This window comes from Klebsiella sp. Q2, from assembly GCF_009900705.1.
In the GTDB taxonomy this organism is placed as follows: Bacteria; Pseudomonadota; Gammaproteobacteria; order Enterobacterales; family Enterobacteriaceae; genus Klebsiella; species Klebsiella quasipneumoniae.
In genome coordinates this window covers 1,338,886-1,355,811 of record NZ_JAAABE010000001.1, presented here as the reverse complement: position 1 = coordinate 1,355,811, position 16,926 = coordinate 1,338,886, and the positions used below count along the sequence as shown (strand labels likewise).

Below are 16,926 nucleotides of genomic sequence, written 5' to 3'. Positions count from 1 at the left end.
GCAAAAATACGCAACACCATGTAATCCTCAAGGGCCGCTTTCGCGGCCCTTTCCATTTCTGTGATTTGCCTTTTGTCGGCCATCCGTACTGACGCTATCGTAACCTTGCTGTCTATACACAAGGAGATATCAGCATGAAATATGGAATAAAAGCACTGATGGCCGCGGGCGTTCTGGTTTTCGCGGTAGGCGCGCAGGGCGCGCTGGCTGCCCCCGCCAGCGGCAAAGCGGCGGTAACCAAAGAGCATGTCCAGGCGTCCTCTTCGGCGAAGGCGAAAGCGGAGCCCGGCGAGGCCGACAACGGGGCGACCAAAGTCAGCATTAACCACGCCAGCGCCGAACAGCTGGCGCAGGCTCTGAATGGCGTGGGGTTGAAAAAAGCCCAGGCGATTGTCAGCTACCGTGAGGAGTACGGACCGTTCAAAACCCTTGATGATCTGAAGCAGGTCCCAGGGATGGGCAGCGCGCTGGTGGAGCGGAATTTATCCCATCTGACGCTGTAAATTTTTTGCCAGCGCTTGCACAGCGGTGATTTTTTGCCAGGATAAAGAGGTTGCATCAAGTGGTGTGACCTCTTACCTCATAAACAACAATAACAGAAAGGCATTGATGCTATGCAGACACAAATTAAGGTTCGCGGCTATCATCTGGACGTCTACCAGCATGTGAATAACGCACGCTACCTGGAGTTCCTTGAGGAGGCCCGCTGGGATGGTCTGGAAAAGAGTCCGGCATTTCAGTGGATGACCGAGAAAAACATCGCCTTCGTGGTGGTGAATATTAATATTAACTACCGCCGTCCGGCGGTCCTGGGCGATGTGCTGACGGTGAGCAGCAAACTGGAGCAACTCAACGGCAAAAGCGGCACGCTCAGCCAGGTGGTCACTCTCAACCCCAACGGCGAGGTGGTGGCCGATGCGCTGATTACCTTCGTCTGTATCGATTTGAAAACCCAGAAGGCGCTGCCGCTGGAAGGGGAACTGCGTGAGAAACTCGACCAGATGAACTTGCGCTGACAACCGTCGCGTGCGTGCGTGCCGGGCGGTGGCGCACCTCGACCCACGGAAGGTGATGAACCCCTTGCCCCGGTAAGCGTAGCGCTACCGGGGAAGTTGAACTGAAGCTTTTGGAAGATACCTCTGCGGAGGCTATGCCTGTATCAGCCCGGTTTTTTGCTTCATCACCGCCATTACCCCGACTTTATCGGCCAGATACTGGTTAAGCCCGTTAGCGCGCAGGTTGCAGGCGGCGCACTGGCCGCAGCCATCGCCCTTAATGCCGTTGTAGCAGGTAAGGGTTTCCCGGCGCACCAGATCTAACTGACCCCAGTAGTCGGCCAGCGCCCAGGTCTCGGCTTTGTTCAGCCACATCAGCGGTGTTTCAAAGCGAATGTCTTTCGCCATTCCAAGGCTGACGGCGTGGTGCAGCGCTTTGACAAACTCATCGCGGCAGTCCGGGTAGCCGGAGAAGTCGGTCTCGCACACGCCGGTGATGATAGCTTCGGCTTTTACCTGATAGGCGTAGATGGCCGTCAGGGTTAAAAACAGAATATTGCGCCCCGGGACAAAAGTATTGGGAATGCCCTCGGCATTAGGCTGATAGTCCGGTACCGGAATGTTATCGCGGGTCAGGCTGCTGACCGCCAGTTCATTGAGCAGGGTAACGTCCAGCACTTTATGCGCGACGGCGCCAAGTTTCAGGGCGAGTTCGCGCGCAACGTCGATTTCCGCGCGGTGGCGTTGGCCATAATCAAAAGTGACGCAATGCACTTCATCATACTGTTGCAGAGCCTGCACCAGACAGGTGGTTGAATCTTGTCCTCCGCTGAAGACAACTACGGCGCGTTTCATGGCAATTCCTGACTAAATGAGTAAAGGCGATATGGTAGCGCCAGACGCCCGCCACCACCAGCTCTGTCACGTCGACGCCGGCAGCCAGGCGCTGGCGAAGTCGAACCAGCCGCGGGCGTTGAGGCGCAAGCCATTGACTCCCGGCGGGGCGCTGATCCGATAGTTATATTTAAACAGCGGCGTCATGATGGCGTCTTCCATCAGGCTGTTAAATACGTTGCGCAGCGCATCGTTGCGGCTGCGGGCTTCCGGCTGCGCCTGTACCGCGTCTAATGTCGCCTGCAGATGGGCATATTGCGCCCCGGTCAGCAAATTGGGCCACAGCATATCGCAGCGCAGCCACTGCTCCAGGGCATACTCCGGCGCTTCGCCGATCAGGCGGTCGCCCATCATCAGGTCGGCCTGCCCCAGATGCTGGCAGCCTTCCCAGTTTTTGGCGTCATGGAACAGCAGCGTCAGCTCGCAGCCCAGCACAGCCAGCCGCTGTCTCAGCTGTTCGGCCATGGCGTGGAGTTCGACCGGCAGATGGTAGAGCAGCGTGAGCCTGGCCGGCAGCGGCACCGCGCTGTTTTCCGGCCCCTGCGGGATGGACCATCCCGGCAACACCTCATGGCTTGGCGTAATAAGATCCTCGTCGAGCGGCAGCGTATCCAGCAACGACGAGCAGTGAATTATTGATACCAGCCGCTGGGCCTGCGCTTTGCTAAGCCGAGGGCTGTGACGCAGGGTCAGATAGCAGAAGCCAAGACTGATGCTGTTGCTGACCTGGCGCAGGTTATGCAGCTCTTCGCGATCGCCAATAGTGATCTGCACCGGGTGGCGGCAGCTGGTCCCGAGATCGCGATCGAAGAGCTGGGGGGTGATCCAGTACTCCACCGCCTGGATCAGCGGATGCCGCAGGTGGTAGCGAGGATGGTTCTCCAGGCGGACGAGTTCCGGACTAAACCGCTTCAGGCGGAACGGTCCGCAGCCGATGGCCGGATCGTCAGGATGGGCCAGCACGCTGCAATAGCTGGCGAGGCGGAACGGCAGCCAGTAGTCAGGACGATGCAGCGTGATAGTCAGACACTGGGCGTGAGTGACATCGATGCGGCTGATGCTGGCGAAGAGGGTCCGCAGGGCGGGCAGTTCCAGCAGCAGCAGTAAGCGCTGCCGCAGCTGTGCGGTTTCCACCGCATCGCCGTTGTGCCAGCACAGTGTGGAGCGGATATAAAACTGCCAGCGCAGGCCGTCAGGGGAGACCTGCCAGTGGTGCGCCAGATCGCCGATCGGCATATTGTCACCTTCGTCGAAGCGCGTCAGCCCGGCATAGATCTGCCCGGCCAGATGCTGCTCGGCGCGTCCGGGCAGAAAGCCGGGACGCAGCGGCTCCAGCGGGCGATAGTAGGGAATACGCAGCGTCGGGGTATTGTTTTGCCATTGACCGCCCAGAAAGGGGTGGAGCAGGGCTTTCAGCTCCACCGGGGCCAGCTGCGCCAGCTCCAGCGCGTTTTGCTGCTGACCTTTATGCAGCGCCTGCTCCATCATCTCATTGCGCAGACGTTCCGGCGTTTTGTAAAAAGAGAGCAAGCCGCGCTTGCCGCGCCCGGAGCTGGCCTGCCAGCTTAACCATCCAGCTTCCTGCGCCTGACGCAGTAGGGTACGGACGTGGCGTTCGCTGCAAAAACAGCGTTCCGCCAGCTCGCCGACGGTGACCTGCTGCGGCGCCCCGGCAGAGGGCTGCCACAGCCGCTGGTACTGGTTTAAACGGTGTAAGAGTCGCATAAGCGCTGTCGCCCACCGGGCCGCAATAAACCCGGAACAATTTATATTATCTATTCACTATTACTTCCGTATATCCCAGGTGATACTGCAACACAAGCGAAGCCCATCACACATCGGGGAAAACACCATGGCAAAACTGGCAGCATTTGATATGGACGGCACCTTACTGATGCCGGACCATCGTCTCGGAGAAAAGACGCTCACCGCGCTGAAACGGCTGCGGGAACGCGATATCACTCTGACGTTCGCCACCGGCCGCCATGCGCTGGAGATGCACCATGTGATGGGTGAATTTTCCCTGGACGCATTTCTGATCACGGGCAACGGGACGCGCATCCACTCGCTGGAAGGGGAGGAGCTGTACCGTCAGGATCTCAATCCCGAGGTAGCGGAAGACGTGCTGCATAGTCGATGGGATACCCGGGCCAGCATGCACGTGTTTAATGACGGCGGTTGGTTCACCGGCCAGGCAAGACCTGAGCTGCTGAAGGCGCATGTCTTCAGCGGGTTTCGCTATCAACTGTGCGATCCGAAACGTATGTCGGCGCATCATGTCACCAAGATCTGCTTCTGCGGCGATCATGACGATTTGCGCCGCCTGCGGATCCAACTGAATGAGGCGCTGGGCCAGCGCGCGTTTCTCTGCTTCTCGGCGATGGACTGTCTGGAAGTGCTGCCGGTTGGCTGCAATAAAGGCGCGGCGCTGGCGAGGCTGAGCCAGCACCTGGGACTCACCCTACAGGAGTGCATGGCCTTCGGCGATGCGATGAACGATCGCGAGATGCTTCGCAGCGTTGGGCGGGGGTTCATCATGGGCAACGCGATGCCGCAGCTGAAAGCCGAGCTGCCGCATCTCCCGGTTATTGGCGACTGCCGGCATCAGGCGGTCTCCCATTTTTTAACGCATTGGCTGGATAATCCTGATCTTCCTTATTCCCCCGAATAGAGAGACCCTTCCAGCAAGCCAGATAGCATTCTATCTGGCTTTTTTTATGTTCTGCCGACCAGCCGGGCGATCTCCGCCTGCCAGGGGGCGATATCGCCGATGTTGGCCGCCACCCACTGCGGGTTGTAATAGCTTTCCAGATAACGCTCGCCGCTGTCGCACAGCAGGGTGACGAGGGAACCCGTGCGTCCTTCCTCGCGCATCCGCGCGGCCAGCTGCAGCACGCCCCACATGTTGGTCCCGGTCGAGGCGCCGACTTTTCGCCCAAGCTGAGTTTCCAGCCACAGAGCAGTGGCCACGCTCGCCGCATCCGGCACGCGCAGCATCTCATCGACAACATCGGGAATAAACGATGGCTCGACGCGCGGGCGGCCGATGCCTTCAATTTTGCTGCCGATCGGGCTGCGCAGGCTGGCGTCGCGGGTCTGCCAGTAATCGAGGAACACCGAATTTTGCGGGTCGACAACCATCAGCTGCGTCTCGTAGCCCTGGCTGCGAATATAGCGGCCAATGGTCGCCGAGGTGCCGCCGGTGCCGGCGCTCATCACGATCCACGACGGCTGCGGGTGCGGCTCATGGCTCATCTGGCGGAAAATACTGTCGGCGATATTGTTATTGCCGCGCCAGTCGGTGGCTCGCTCGGCGAAGGTAAACTGATCCATATAGTGGCCGTTCAGTTCACGCGCCAGCGTTTCGGAAGCTGCGTAGATTTCGCAGGCGCTCTGCACAAAATGGCAGCGTCCGCCGTAGAACTCGATCTGTTCGATTTTTCGTCTGGCGGTGTAGGAGGGCATCACGGCGATAAACGGCAGCCCCAGCAGGCGGGCGAAATAGGCCTCAGAAACTGCAGTCGAACCCGAAGACGATTCGATAATCGTGGTACCTTCTTTGATCCAGCCGTTGCACAGGCCATAGAGAAACAGCGACCGCGCCAGACGATGTTTGAGGCTACCGGTCGGATGCGTACTTTCATCCTTCAGATAAATCGGGATCCCCGGAAAACCAGGCAACGCCAGGCGAATCAGGTGTGTATCGGCGGAACGCTGATAGTCGGCGTTAATTTCACTAATGGCGTGTTTTACCCAGGCGCTATTCATCTCGGATTCCTGTTTGTCATTTTGTGCCCAGCTTAGCGGATTGTGCGGGAAAAATTGTTGCTATTTGGCCTTTCAATTACAATTGCGGGAGTAAATTATTCTCTCTGGTGGCCTTATGTTAGATAAAATTGACCGTAAGCTGCTGGCGCTGCTGCAGGAAGATTGCACCCTCTCTTTGCAGGCGCTGGCCGATGCCGTTAATCTGACCACGACCCCTTGCTGGAAACGCCTGAAACGACTCGAGGATGAGGGTATTCTCCGCGGGCGCGTCGCCTTACTGGATGCGGAAAAGGTGGGGCTGGGGCTGACGGCGTTTGTCCTGATCAAGACCCAGCATCACAGCAGCGACTGGTATTGCCATTTTGTGAGCGAAGTGACGCAGATGGCTGAAGTGCTCGGCTTCTGGCGGATGGCGGGGGAGTATGACTATCTGCTGCGGGTGCAGGTGGCCGATATGAAGCGCTATGACGACTTTTATAAACGGTTGGTGAACAGCGTGCCGGGGCTGTCGGATGTCACTTCGAGTTTTGCCATGGAACAGATAAAATACACCACCGCCTTGCCTGTCGAATAACGGTATTGCGCCGTAACCCATAACAAATCAGGATCTTACTGCTTGCGATTATTTGCACAACTCAGCTGGTATTTCCGCCGGGAGTGGCGCCGCTATCTTGGCGCAATTGCCCTGCTGGCCATTATTGCCGTCCTGCAGCTTGTTCCGCCGAAGGTGGTGGGCATTGTGGTCGACGGCGTGACGCAACAACATTACACCGCGGAGAAGGTGTGGATGTGGATCGGCGCGCTGGTGCTGATCGCGGTGATGGTCTACCTGCTGCGCTATGTCTGGCGCGTGCTGCTGTTCGGCGCCTCTTACCAGCTGGCGGTCGAACTGCGGGAAGACTTTTACCGGCAGCTGAGCCGCCAGCATCCGGCGTTCTATTTGCGCCATCGCACCGGGGATCTGATCGCCCGCGCCACCAACGACGTGGACCGGGTGGTGTTTGCCGCCGGTGAAGGGGTGTTAACCCTGGTGGATTCCCTGGTGATGGGCTGTGCGGTGTTGATTGTGATGTCGACGCAGATTAGCTGGCAGCTCACCCTGCTGGCGCTGCTGCCGATGCCGCTGATGGCCCTGGCGATCAAACGCAACGGCGATGCCCTTCACGAACGTTTTCGCGTCGCCCAGGCGGCCTTTTCCAGCCTCAACGATCGCACGCAGGAGAGCCTGACCAGCATCCGCATGATTAAGGCGTTCGGGCTGGAGGATCGCCAGTCGGCGCAGTTTGCCGCCGATGCGGCTGATACCGGAGCGAAAAATATGCGCGTGGCGCGAATTGACGCTCGCTTCGACCCTACCATCTATATCGCCATCGGGGCGGCGAACCTGCTGGCCATCGGCGGCGGCAGCTGGATGGTTATCCACGGCAGCCTGACGCTGGGGCAGCTGACCAGCTTCGTGATGTACCTTGGCCTGATGATCTGGCCGATGCTGGCGCTGGCGTGGATGTTTAACATCGTGGAGCGCGGTAGCGCGGCCTATGGTCGTATCCGCACCCTGCTCGAAGAGGCGCCGGCGGTGGACGACGGGACCGAGACGGTGCCAGCAGGCCGCGGCGTCCTGCAGGTCGCTATCCGCGATTTCATCTATCCGCAGGCGAGCAAACCTTCACTGGAACAGGTTATTTTTACCCTTCAGCCGGGGCAAATGTTGGGAATCTGCGGGCCGACGGGCGCCGGCAAAAGCACCATTCTGGCCCTGCTGCAGCGCCATTTTGACGTCACCAGCGGCGAGATCCGCTTTCACGATCTGCCGCTACCGCGTCTGCAGCTCGACAGCTGGCGCGAACGGCTGGCGGTGGTCAATCAGACGCCGTTTTTATTCTCCGATACCGTCGCCAATAATATCGCGCTGGGAAAACCGGACGCGACGCCGGAACAGATTGAGCGGGTGGCGCGGCTGGCCAGCGTGCATGACGACATTCTGCGTCTGCCCCAGGGGTACGATACCGAAGTGGGCGAGCGCGGCGTGATGCTCTCCGGCGGCCAGAAACAGCGTATCTCTATTGCCCGCGCCCTGCTGCTGGAGGCCGAAATTCTGATCCTGGATGATGCCTTATCGGCGGTGGATGGTCGCACCGAACACCAGATCCTGCATAACCTGCGCCAGTGGGGAGAGGGCCGGACGGTGATCATCAGCGCCCACCGGCTGTCGGCGCTGACCGAGGCCAGTGAAATTCTGGTGCTGCAGCATGGGCATGTCGCCCAGCGCGGCCGCCATGAGGCGCTGGCCGTGCAGCCAGGCTGGTATCGCGACATGTATCGCTATCAGCAGCTGGAGGCCGCGCTCGACGAGGTTCCCCAGGAGCAAGAGGAGGTCCTGGATGCGTAGCTTTACCGAACTCTGGCCGACGCTTAAACGCCTGCTGGCCTATGGTTCACCGTGGCGTAAGCCGCTGGCCATCGCGGTGGCGATGATGTGGATCGCGGCGGCGGCAGAGGTGAGCGGTCCGCTGCTTATCAGTTATTTCATCGACAATATGGTGGCGAAACATACTCTGCCGCTGAAGCTGGTGGCAGGCCTGGCGGCAGCCTATATCGGTCTGCAGCTGCTGGCGGCGTTACTGCACTATAGCCAGTCGCTGCTGTTTAACCGCGCCGCGGTTGGCGTGGTCCAGCAGTTACGCAGCGATGTGATGGATGCCGCCCTGCATCAGCCGCTCAGCGAGTTTGATACTCAGCCGGTCGGGCAGCTTATCTCCCGGGTAACCAACGATACGGAAGTCATTCGCGACCTGTACGTGACGGTAGTGGCGACGGTGCTGCGTAGCGCGGCGCTGATCGGCGCGATGCTGGTGGCGATGTTTAGCCTCGACTGGCGGATGGCGCTGGTGGCGATCGCGATTTTCCCGGCGGTGCTGATCGTGATGATCATTTATCAGCGCTATAGCACGCCGATCGTGCGCCGGGTGCGCGCCTGGCTTGCCGACATCAACGATGGCTTTAACGAAGTGATCAACGGCATGGGGGTCATTCAGCAGTTCCGCCAGCAGGCGCGTTTTGGCGAACGGATGCGTGAGGCCAGCTACGCCCACTACCTGGCGCGGATGCAGACGCTACGCCTCGACGGTTTTCTGCTGCGTCCGCTGCTGAGTCTTTTTTCCTCGCTGGTGCTGTGCGGGCTGCTGATGCTGTTCGGCTTTAGCGCGGCGGGCACGATTGAGGTCGGGGTCCTGTATGCGTTTATCAGCTATCTCGGGCGCCTTAACGAGCCGCTCATTGAGCTGACCACCCAGCAGTCGATGCTGCAGCAGGCGGTGGTCGCCGGCGAACGCGTTTTCGAACTGATGGACCGTCCGCGCCAGGCGTGGGGCGCCGATGACGCGCCGCTGAGCAGCGGTCGAGTGGAAATCGACCATCTCTCCTTCGCCTACCGCGGGGATCGTCTGGTCCTCCAGGATATCACGCTGGATATCCCTTCCCGCAGCTTTGTGGCCCTGGTCGGGCATACCGGCAGCGGGAAGAGTACCCTCGCCAGTCTGATGATGGGCTATTATCCGTTAACCCACGGGGAGATCCGCATCGATGGCCGGCCGCTCGCTTCTCTTAGCCACAGCGCGTTGCGTCGGGGCATCGCGATGGTGCAACAGGATCCGGTGGTGCTGGCGGATACCTTCTACGCCAACGTCGCGCTGGGCCGGGACATCAGCGAAACCCAGGTCTGGGAAGCGCTGGAGGCGGTGCAGCTGGCGGCTGTGGCGCGCAGCATGAGCGACGGCCTGTACACCCAACTGGGCGAGCAGGGCAATAATCTCTCCGTCGGACAGAAGCAACTGCTGGCGCTGGCGCGCGTGCTGGTGGACACCCCGCAGGTACTGATTCTGGATGAGGCGACGGCAAACATCGACTCCGGTACCGAGCAGGCGATCCAGCAGGCGCTGGCGAAGGTTCGCCAGCATACCACCCTGGTGGTTATCGCCCATCGGCTGTCGACCATCGTCGAGGCGGATACCATTCTGGTTCTGCATCGTGGTCAGGCCGTCGAGCGGGGCAACCACCAGCAGCTGCTGGCGGCGAAAGGCCGCTACTGGCAGATGTATCAGCTACAGCTGGCTGGTGAAGAGCTGGCGGCCAGCGCCAGAGAAGAGTCGCTCAGCGCCTGATGCACCACCAGCAGGCAGCGAAGGCTGGGCGGCCTGTCGTGGTGCAAAAACGTTACATCAAATGCACCGCTGTGGTGCATTTTTGCCCGTTAAATGCCTTTACGCCGGCTAATGCCTGACCTCTCGCCTGTTTTTTGCCATCAAAGGGCCGCTCAGCGGCCTTTTTTCATTTCTGGCATAGCCCTTGCTTTATATCCATCGTGTTAGCTGCGGCCATTACCGAATACTGACTGGAGGGGACTTATGAAGCTGGTTACCGTGGTAATCAAACCATTCAAACTGGAAGACGTGCGTGAAGCCTTGTCTTCCATCGGCATTCAGGGCCTGACGGTCACTGAAGTCAAAGGATTTGGCCGTCAGAAAGGACATGCGGAGCTCTACCGCGGCGCCGAGTATAGCGTCAACTTTCTGCCAAAAGTGAAGATTGATGTGGCGATCGCCGACGATCAGCTGGATGAAGTTATCGATGTCATCAGCAAAGCGGCTTACACCGGAAAAATTGGCGACGGCAAAATTTTTGTCGCTGAATTGCAGCGCGTCATTCGCATCCGTACCGGCGAAGCTGACGAAGCGGCACTGTAATTTCCAGACCACACAGTGATGGGGAACGAAACAATGAAAATGGCAACAATGAAATCGGGTCTGGGGGCATTAGCCCTTCTTCCGGGGCTGGCGATGGCCGCGCCTGCGGTGGCGGACAAAGCCGATAACGCGTTTATGATGATTTGCACCGCGCTGGTTCTGTTTATGACTATCCCGGGGATTGCGCTGTTTTACGGCGGCCTGATCCGCGGTAAGAACGTTCTTTCCATGCTGACGCAGGTGATTGTCACCTTTGGCCTGGTCTGCGTACTGTGGGTCATTTATGGCTATACCCTGGCCTTCGGCACCGGCGGCAGCTTCTTCGGCAGCTTTGACTGGGTGATGCTGAAAAATATTGAACTGAAAGCGCTGATGGGCACCTTCTATCAGTATATCCACGTCGCCTTCCAGGGCTCGTTCGCCTGCATCACCGTCGGGCTGATCGTCGGGGCGCTGGCTGAACGTATCCGTTTCTCCGCCGTGCTGATTTTCGTGGTGGTGTGGATGACGCTCTCCTACGTGCCGATTGCGCATATGGTCTGGGGCGGCGGTCTGCTGGCGACGCATGGCGCGCTGGATTTCGCCGGCGGCACCGTTGTGCACATCAACGCCGCGGTCGCCGGGCTGGTGGGCGCGTATATGATGGGCAAACGCGTGGGCTTCGGCAAAGAAGCGTTCAAACCGCATAACCTGCCGATGGTGTTCACCGGCACCGCTATCCTCTACGTGGGTTGGTTCGGTTTCAACGCCGGGTCTGCCAGCGCAGCGAATGAAATCGCGGCCCTGGCGTTCGTTAACACCGTCGTGGCGACCGCCGCTGCTATCCTGGCGTGGACCTTTGGCGAATGGGCTCTGCGCGGCAAACCTTCACTGCTGGGCGCCTGCTCCGGGGCAATTGCCGGTCTGGTTGGCGTTACGCCGGCGTGTGGTTATATCGGTGTCGGCGGCGCGCTGATCGTCGGTATCGCCTCTGGCCTGGCGGGTATCTGGGGCGTGACTGCGCTGAAACGCTGGCTGCGTGTGGATGACCCTTGCGACGTCTTCGGCGTTCACGGCGTCTGCGGCATCGTCGGCTGTATTCTGACCGGTATCTTCGCGGCGACTTCTCTGGGCGGCGTCGGTTATGCGGAAGGCGTCACCATGGGCCATCAGCTGCTGGTGCAACTGGAAAGTATCGGCATTACCGTGGTCTGGTCCGGCGTCGTCGCTTTTATCGGCTACAAAGTAGCGGATATGACCGTAGGGCTGCGCGTGCCGGAAGAGCAGGAGCGCGAAGGGCTGGACGTCAACAGCCATGGCGAAAACGCTTACAACGCCTGACAGAAAACCCTTCTCCATGTAGCAAAAAGCCTCCCGTCAGGGAGGCTTTTTTTATGCGTTGCGGTTGCGCATCACCCCTTCCTGCACCGTTGAGGCAACCAGCGTGCCATCCTGGGTGTAGAACTCGCCGCGGACGAAGCCGCGGGCGCTGGAGGCCGAGGTGCTTTCGACGCTGTACAGCAGCCACTCATTGATATTAAACGGCCGATGGAACCACATCGAGTGATCGATAGTGGCGACCTGCATGCCGGGCTCAAGGAAACCAACGCCGTGCGGCTGCAGCGCCACCGGCAGGAAGTTAAAGTCCGAGGCATAGCCCAGCAGATACTGATGAATGCGCAGATCGTCGGGAACGGCGCCGTTGGCGCGCAGCCACACCTGACGCACCGGCTCGGCGATATGGCCTTTCATCGGGTTATGAAACTCCACCGGGCGGATCTCCAGCGGCTTATCGCAGAGGAATTTGTCTTTCACCTGCGGCGGCAGGAGATGCGCCAGCTTGCGGGCAATGTCGGTTTCCGAAGGCAGCCCATCAGGGGAGGGGGCGGCCGGCATCGCTTTCTGATGTTCATAGCCGTGCTCTGGCGCCTGGAAGGAGGCGGTCATATAGAAGATCGGCTTCCCGTTCTGGATGGCGGCGACCCGGCGGGCGCTAAAGCTGTTGCCGTCGCGCAGCACCTCCACATCGTAGACGATCGGTTTTTGACTGTCGCCGGGGCGCAGAAAGTAGCTGTGAAACGAATGCACCAGACGTTCAACGGGCACGGTCTCTTTTGCCGCATACAGCGCCTGGCCCACCACCTGGCCGCCAAAAACCTGGCGCAATCCCAGGTCTTCGCTCTGTCCACGGAACAACCCTTCCTCAATTTTTTCCAAATCTAATAATGCCAGCAGGTTAGAGAGTGCCTGACTCATACTTTTCCTCAGTTAACAATGGCGGCGCCGCGCGCGTAATGTGGCAAAGTATAACCTGGAATCGCAAGTGGTCCGATGGGTGTAATAATCTGAATAACAACCGGTCAACAGGAAGAAATCTGCGATCTGTGCCACACTTATTGACGACACGAAAGTTCCTGCCGGCGAAGCGGCGGAACATCCTCCTGGGTATTAAGGGATGATAAGGAGAACATCATGAAATTTGCCTATATGTTTAGTGCCTTAGCCGTCGCCGCGACGCTGACCGCCTGTGCTAATCACCACTCGAACAATTCTTCGACGCAGGCGGCCGCACCTGACCCTTACGGTATTGCGACGCTGAGCGTGGCGCAGCAGCAGCCGAGCGTCACGGGGACGATTAATATCCGCCAGAGAATCGCTTTGCCGCCGGATGCGGTGCTGACGGTGACCCTGTCGGATGCTTCTCTGGCCGATGCGCCAGCCCGCGTATTGTCGCAAAAAGCGGTGCGTACCGAAGGCAAGCAGGCGCCATTCAACTTTGCACTGCCTTACAACCCGGCAGATATTCAACCGAACGCCCGCATTCTGTTGAGCGCAGCGATTACGGTTAACGGCCAGCTGATGTTCATTACCGATACCGTGCAGACGGTGATCAACCAGGGGGGCACCCATGCCGACCTGACGCTGGTTCCGGTTCAGCAGACCGCCGTGCCTGTCGCACAGTAAGCTCGCTAAGCCCCCGAATGGGGGCTTTTTTTTGGTCTTCAGTAAACCCAGCGATAGCGCTGGAGATCGATATGGCCGCCGCCGGAGACCTGCACCCCTTCGGCCAGCAGCGCCTGACGCTGCCGCTGCAGATCGGGGCCGGTGAGGGAGATATCGCCATGGCGATTGACTACCCGATGCCAGGGCAGAGTGGACCCTTCCGGCAGACGCTTCAGCACACCGCCCACCTGGCGCGCCGCGCGCGGCGAACCAGCCAGCCTGGCGACATCGCCATAGGTCGTGACATACCCTTCCGGTATCGACGCCACAATGTGCCAGACACGTTGGGGAAATGTATCGTGCGGATCCATATTCAGTCCTGTTACCCGAAAAACGCCAGCATAAGCGCTGATCTTCAGGCTGTACAGCCTGCCCGATCAGGCGGGCTGTTCGACGGTGAACGTCAGAGCGAGGCCGAGGATCTGCATGCCATGGACATTGTCGGAAGGTGAACTGGCGATGAGGCTCTCAAGGAATTTTAACCGCTGCGAGGTCGCGTTGATGATCAGCTTCGCGCGCAGGCCCGGCATGGTCAGCGACGAGATGGGGTATACCACCCGACCGCTGATGTAGACCGGTAGCTTGCGCAGTTCCACCTGGCGCAGGACGCCGACGGTGGAATAGAGCAGCGCCAGCGGCGTGACCGCCCGCACCGGCGCCTGACTGATGGTCACGAAGTCGAGCATTTTTTCAGGGCGCAGATAATTCACCCCCTGAAAGGCGATGGTCATCCCTTCAATGGCGGGTAAAGGCAGAGTGATGGTCTGTGGTGATGAGTCAGTCATTCGATTACCGTCGAGACAAGGTGCTGATGATAAAAGGGGACGCAAGATAGCTAAGTATGGTAGATATCCCGACTGTGTGCTGAGCGCGCGCTCGCAATCTCACAGGTTGAGCGTGAGTGACTGGTTTTATTCGCATTATTGCGCAATAAACCAGCAGGCAGTCGGGGCGTGCTTGCAATTCACCAGGTCAGCAGGGATAATGCGCCAGCGCGTTGGGTAACAACGCTCTCAATGGGGGCTCTGTTGGTTCTCCCGCAACGCTACTCTGTTTACCAGGTCAGGTCCGGAAGGAAGCAGCCAGAGCAGACGACGTGTGTGCTGGGATGTAGCTGGCAGGGCCCCCACCCATTTCGGCCTTCGTAATTTTCCCCTTGTATTTGTGCGGTCTTCTCTGCTGGCCAGAATTTATTCCTAATTCAGATCACATATTATTTTTAGTTGCTAAAACACCCTCTACTTATTCCATAATATTTACTTGTCATAAATCTGAAATGCTACTGAAATATTAATGTCATTTGCGTGTCATAAATAAAGCGCATCTTATTGGTGGGAATTTGTTGCCAGATCCATGCTATAAAATATATCTCTGGATCAGCATGTTAACTTCGTGTATTAATTATGATGATTTTATTGCACGGGAAGCGTAGCTATGACCACAGTGGTTTTGAATGTAAAAATTGACGCTGAGTTAAAAGAGAAGTTGCGTCATTATGCGGAAGTGAATAACGAGAACCTGGGTACGGCAACGGAAAAGCTGCTGCAGCTGGCTTTTCAGCTGGAGGCGTCAGCAGATGAGGCGGGGGTGACGGAAGAGGACATTGACAGCCAGCATACCGAAGAGGAAGCGACGCCATTAACCCCTAAAGAAATCAAAGCATTAAGAAAACTTCTGAAGAAGAAAAAATGAAACAACAATTCTCTACAGCCAGTAACTACAGCGAAGCCTGCGATATGTTGCGCTCAGGATACGTGAAACACGTTCGCCTGAACTGGAATATCGGTAGTGATGAGTTCTTTCGCATTGCCTCCGACTGGTGTGACACCGGCGCTAAAATTAAAAAAGATGAAGATGGCTTTATTATTTCCTTGAAAGGGTTTCCTATTCCGCGCCAGCATTAATGAAATTGCCTTATTTCCGTCACCGGGTTGCCATAACCAGATGGCAGGATACCCAGGCAATTTTATAAAAACATCTCATATACCTCATGGATGACGGACTTTTGACGGGCTGAAGCCAGCCCGTCGATATTTTCTTATATTATTTTCCGCAAACGCGTACTTTCCCGCTGTTCTGCAAGGCTGTGCCACAATGGTTGTAGCGTGGAGAAGGCCTGGCGCAATGCTTCATCCGGCAGCGTAAACGGCAGACGTAAATAGCGATCGAACGCGCCCTCCAGACCAAACCGCGTGCCGGTGCCGATATGGATCCCCTGGCTTTCCGCACGTGCAGAGAACAAAGTGGCTAGCATGTCAGGGAGTTCCACCCAAAAAGAGAGCCCGCCTTCCGGTGGCGTAAAGCGCCAGCGGGGAAAATACTCTTTCATCAGCTCTTCGCACATGTCCCGGCGCGCCTTCAGCATCTCCCGTCGCGGCGGCAGCAGCGTGGCGGCGTTTGCCAGCAGCCAGCTGCAGGCCAGCTGCTCCAGCAGCGGCGTACCCAAGTCCAGAGAGTCGCGGGCCTGAATAAGCGAGGCGATTGTTCGCGTGCTGGCGCGGATCCAGCCGATGCGCAGTCCCCCCCAGAAACTTTTCCCGGCCGAACCGATGGTGATCACCGCGGCGTCGGGATTAAAGCAGGCCAGCGGCGGCGGGGGCGGGGCGTTATACCAGAGGTCGACCATGGTCTCATCGATCACCAGCGTTGTTCGCGTCCTGGCCGCGATGTCCGCGACCCGCTGGCGGGTGAGGGCATCCATACAGCGCCCGGTGGGGTTGTGAAAATCCGGCATCAGCCATGCCAGACGCGGCGCGGTCTGCGCAATGATCGCCGCGAATCCATCGCAGTCCCACCCCTGCTGTGGGAGTGCGACCCCAATGGGCCGGCAGGAGGCGCCCTGAATGGCGCTGATGGCCATTGGATAGGTCGGGGCATCAATGACCACCCGGTCACCGGGGCCGGTGAACAGACGCATGATCAGCGCGAAGGCGCTGAGCGCGCCGTTGACCACCATCACTTCATCGGGCCGCGTCGGCAGGCCACGTTCGCTGTAGCGCCGGGCAATCGCTTCCCGTAGCACCGGGAGCCCCTGCTGATCGTAACCGGTCTGGGCGAGATAGGGCGGCAGCAGGGTCATGGCATGCTGGAAGGCCTGATGGACCTCCGGACCGGCGCTGAGGGCGGCGGTAGAGAGATTGATCGTCGAGGGGGTCGCAGAGGGCGGCGGCAGGTCGGCAGGGCGTTCCGGCAAAACAATGCGCGACCCGCTTCCCTGGCGGCTTTGGAGAAATCCCTCCTCCCGCAGCTGGCCGAGGGCGCTGGCGATGGTCGTCCGGCTGACGTTGAGGGCCGCCGCCAGCTCGCGCTCGCCGGGCAGGCGCGTCTGTAGCGTCAGACGGCCATCGAGGATCAGCAGGCGGAGCGCTTCCGCCAGCTGGCGCCATAGCGGTGTGCGTGAACTGGACTCCTGCCAGTTGCCGAGCAGGCGTACCAGGGACTGTGTTCCAAAGCGTCGGGCTGACATAGCGATCCACTTTTCCAAAACTGGCCATTAATTATCAGTCCATTTTTGCTGATGATGAGGGCATTCGCAATGATGTTGA

General features: G+C 58.8%; 18 protein-coding genes and 1 other RNA gene. 12 read left to right on the top strand and 7 right to left on the bottom strand.

The annotated features are described in order from the left end of the window. Positions 1-134: 134 nt before the first annotated feature. Together GT756_RS06600 and GT756_RS06595 are read left to right on the top strand one after the other, a co-directional pair. Positions 135-503 (top strand): helix-hairpin-helix domain-containing protein, encoded by a 369-nt coding sequence (locus tag GT756_RS06600; RefSeq protein WP_048294255.1) that lies wholly within the window; start codon positions 135-137, stop codon positions 501-503. A 111-nt stretch (positions 504-614) separates the two neighbouring features. After that, the gene (locus GT756_RS06595) at positions 615-1,016 is read left to right on the top strand and encodes a YbgC/FadM family acyl-CoA thioesterase (protein ID WP_017898911.1); all 402 of its coding nucleotides are present in this window, start codon (positions 615-617) and stop codon (positions 1,014-1,016) included. Positions 1,017-1,148: 132 nt separating this feature from the next. On the opposite strand, the gene queC is transcribed toward GT756_RS06595, so the two are convergent. Next, positions 1,149-1,850 carry a 7-cyano-7-deazaguanine synthase QueC gene (queC, locus tag GT756_RS06590; protein ID WP_064183752.1) on the bottom strand — a complete coding sequence of 234 codons (702 nt, stop codon included), beginning with the start codon at positions 1,848-1,850 and terminating at the stop codon, positions 1,149-1,151. Between the two features lie 66 nt (positions 1,851-1,916). Further along, the gene (locus GT756_RS06585) at positions 1,917-3,614 is read right to left on the bottom strand and encodes an SgrR family transcriptional regulator (RefSeq protein WP_048323175.1); all 1,698 of its coding nucleotides are present in this window, start codon (positions 3,612-3,614) and stop codon (positions 1,917-1,919) included. Between the two features lie 127 nt (positions 3,615-3,741). Between GT756_RS06585 and cof the strand changes: the two genes are divergently transcribed. After that, the gene (gene cof, locus GT756_RS06580) at positions 3,742-4,560 is read left to right on the top strand and encodes an HMP-PP phosphatase (RefSeq protein ID WP_032455636.1); all 819 of its coding nucleotides are present in this window, start codon (positions 3,742-3,744) and stop codon (positions 4,558-4,560) included. A 44-nt stretch (positions 4,561-4,604) separates the two neighbouring features. Here the strand turns inward: cof and GT756_RS06575 are convergent, their stop codons facing one another. Next, complete coding sequence (locus GT756_RS06575; protein ID WP_160124622.1) at positions 4,605-5,657, bottom strand: PLP-dependent cysteine synthase family protein; 1,053 nt, start codon at positions 5,655-5,657, stop codon at positions 4,605-4,607. 115 nt (positions 5,658-5,772) lie between these two features. Between GT756_RS06575 and GT756_RS06570 the strand changes: the two genes are divergently transcribed. The 5 genes from GT756_RS06570 to amtB all read left to right on the top strand — a co-directional run bounded on the left by GT756_RS06570 (position 5,773) and on the right by amtB (position 11,719). Further along, on the top strand, positions 5,773-6,231 hold the full coding sequence (locus GT756_RS06570) for an Lrp/AsnC family transcriptional regulator (RefSeq protein WP_004204786.1): 459 nt from the start codon (positions 5,773-5,775) through the stop codon (positions 6,229-6,231). Positions 6,232-6,273: 42 nt separating this feature from the next. Next, positions 6,274-8,046, top strand: coding sequence for a SmdA family multidrug ABC transporter permease/ATP-binding protein (locus GT756_RS06565; RefSeq protein ID WP_160124621.1), 1,773 nt, complete (start codon positions 6,274-6,276; stop codon positions 8,044-8,046). Further along, positions 8,039-9,817: a SmdB family multidrug efflux ABC transporter permease/ATP-binding protein gene (locus GT756_RS06560; RefSeq protein WP_004204783.1), complete on the top strand. Its 1,779-nt coding sequence runs from the start codon at positions 8,039-8,041 to the stop codon at positions 9,815-9,817. Before GT756_RS06565 ends, GT756_RS06560 begins: the two co-directional genes overlap by 8 nt. Positions 9,818-10,060: 243 nt before the next feature. After that, entirely contained in the window at positions 10,061-10,399 is a 339-nt protein-coding gene (glnK, locus tag GT756_RS06555; protein ID WP_002891893.1) for a P-II family nitrogen regulator, read from the top strand. Positions 10,400-10,432: 33 nt separating this feature from the next. Then, positions 10,433-11,719, top strand: a complete 1,287-nt coding sequence (amtB, locus tag GT756_RS06550; RefSeq protein ID WP_004204781.1) for an ammonium transporter AmtB — start codon at positions 10,433-10,435, stop codon at positions 11,717-11,719. A 51-nt stretch (positions 11,720-11,770) separates the two neighbouring features. Here amtB and tesB read toward each other — a convergent pair whose 3' ends face one another. Next, entirely contained in the window at positions 11,771-12,634 is an 864-nt protein-coding gene (gene tesB, locus GT756_RS06545; RefSeq protein ID WP_004204779.1) for an acyl-CoA thioesterase II, read from the bottom strand. Positions 12,635-12,850: 216 nt separating this feature from the next. Between tesB and GT756_RS06540 the strand changes: the two genes are divergently transcribed. Beyond that, the gene (locus GT756_RS06540) at positions 12,851-13,342 is read left to right on the top strand and encodes a YbaY family lipoprotein (protein WP_002891903.1); all 492 of its coding nucleotides are present in this window, start codon (positions 12,851-12,853) and stop codon (positions 13,340-13,342) included. A 38-nt stretch (positions 13,343-13,380) separates the two neighbouring features. Here GT756_RS06540 and GT756_RS06535 read toward each other — a convergent pair whose 3' ends face one another. Both GT756_RS06535 and GT756_RS06530 read right to left on the bottom strand, forming a co-directional pair. Further along, positions 13,381-13,692, bottom strand: a complete 312-nt coding sequence (locus GT756_RS06535; protein ID WP_004204778.1) for an MGMT family protein — start codon at positions 13,690-13,692, stop codon at positions 13,381-13,383. 66 nt (positions 13,693-13,758) lie between these two features. Then, complete coding sequence (locus GT756_RS06530) at positions 13,759-14,166, bottom strand: hypothetical protein (protein ID WP_017898905.1); 408 nt, start codon at positions 14,164-14,166, stop codon at positions 13,759-13,761. Between the two features lie 241 nt (positions 14,167-14,407). On the opposite strand from GT756_RS06530, the gene ffs reads away from it, so the two are divergent. From ffs to GT756_RS06515, 3 genes are all read left to right on the top strand, one after another. Beyond that, positions 14,408-14,504, top strand: an RNA gene (ffs, locus tag GT756_RS06525) — signal recognition particle sRNA small type. A gap of 311 nt (positions 14,505-14,815) precedes the next feature. Beyond that, positions 14,816-15,073, top strand: coding sequence for a hypothetical protein (locus GT756_RS06520; RefSeq protein WP_004204776.1), 258 nt, complete (start codon positions 14,816-14,818; stop codon positions 15,071-15,073). Beyond that, the gene (locus GT756_RS06515) at positions 15,070-15,285 is read left to right on the top strand and encodes a hypothetical protein (RefSeq protein ID WP_004142688.1); all 216 of its coding nucleotides are present in this window, start codon (positions 15,070-15,072) and stop codon (positions 15,283-15,285) included. Before GT756_RS06520 ends, GT756_RS06515 begins: the two co-directional genes overlap by 4 nt. A gap of 134 nt (positions 15,286-15,419) precedes the next feature. Here the strand turns inward: GT756_RS06515 and GT756_RS06510 are convergent, their stop codons facing one another. Further along, complete coding sequence (locus GT756_RS06510; RefSeq protein WP_160124620.1) at positions 15,420-16,847, bottom strand: PLP-dependent aminotransferase family protein; 1,428 nt, start codon at positions 16,845-16,847, stop codon at positions 15,420-15,422. Between the last annotated feature and the right edge of the window lie 79 nt (positions 16,848-16,926).

What these genes read in the sequence shown, in the direction of transcription:
- GT756_RS06575 (WP_160124622.1), bottom strand. Translation starts at nt 5,657, where the DNA reads ATGAATAGCGCCTGGGTAAAACACGCCATTAGTGAAATTAACGCCGAC.
- GT756_RS06510 (WP_160124620.1), bottom strand. Translation starts at nt 16,847, where the DNA reads ATGTCAGCCCGACGCTTTGGAACACAGTCCCTGGTACGCCTGCTCGGC.
- GT756_RS06515 (WP_004142688.1), top strand. Translation starts at nt 15,070, where the DNA reads ATGAAACAACAATTCTCTACAGCCAGTAACTACAGCGAAGCCTGCGAT.
- GT756_RS06585 (WP_048323175.1), bottom strand. Translation starts at nt 3,614, where the DNA reads ATGCGACTCTTACACCGTTTAAACCAGTACCAGCGGCTGTGGCAGCCC.
- GT756_RS06520 (WP_004204776.1), top strand. Translation starts at nt 14,816, where the DNA reads ATGACCACAGTGGTTTTGAATGTAAAAATTGACGCTGAGTTAAAAGAG.
- GT756_RS06560 (WP_004204783.1), top strand. Translation starts at nt 8,039, where the DNA reads ATGCGTAGCTTTACCGAACTCTGGCCGACGCTTAAACGCCTGCTGGCC.
- GT756_RS06530 (WP_017898905.1), bottom strand. Translation starts at nt 14,166, where the DNA reads ATGACTGACTCATCACCACAGACCATCACTCTGCCTTTACCCGCCATT.
- cof (WP_032455636.1), top strand. Translation starts at nt 3,742, where the DNA reads ATGGCAAAACTGGCAGCATTTGATATGGACGGCACCTTACTGATGCCG.
- glnK (WP_002891893.1), top strand. Translation starts at nt 10,061, where the DNA reads ATGAAGCTGGTTACCGTGGTAATCAAACCATTCAAACTGGAAGACGTG.
- GT756_RS06600 (WP_048294255.1), top strand. Translation starts at nt 135, where the DNA reads ATGAAATATGGAATAAAAGCACTGATGGCCGCGGGCGTTCTGGTTTTC.
- GT756_RS06535 (WP_004204778.1), bottom strand. Translation starts at nt 13,692, where the DNA reads ATGGATCCGCACGATACATTTCCCCAACGTGTCTGGCACATTGTGGCG.
- queC (WP_064183752.1), bottom strand. Translation starts at nt 1,850, where the DNA reads ATGAAACGCGCCGTAGTTGTCTTCAGCGGAGGACAAGATTCAACCACC.
- tesB (WP_004204779.1), bottom strand. Translation starts at nt 12,634, where the DNA reads ATGAGTCAGGCACTCTCTAACCTGCTGGCATTATTAGATTTGGAAAAA.
- GT756_RS06595 (WP_017898911.1), top strand. Translation starts at nt 615, where the DNA reads ATGCAGACACAAATTAAGGTTCGCGGCTATCATCTGGACGTCTACCAG.
- GT756_RS06540 (WP_002891903.1), top strand. Translation starts at nt 12,851, where the DNA reads ATGAAATTTGCCTATATGTTTAGTGCCTTAGCCGTCGCCGCGACGCTG.
- amtB (WP_004204781.1), top strand. Translation starts at nt 10,433, where the DNA reads ATGAAAATGGCAACAATGAAATCGGGTCTGGGGGCATTAGCCCTTCTT.
- GT756_RS06570 (WP_004204786.1), top strand. Translation starts at nt 5,773, where the DNA reads ATGTTAGATAAAATTGACCGTAAGCTGCTGGCGCTGCTGCAGGAAGAT.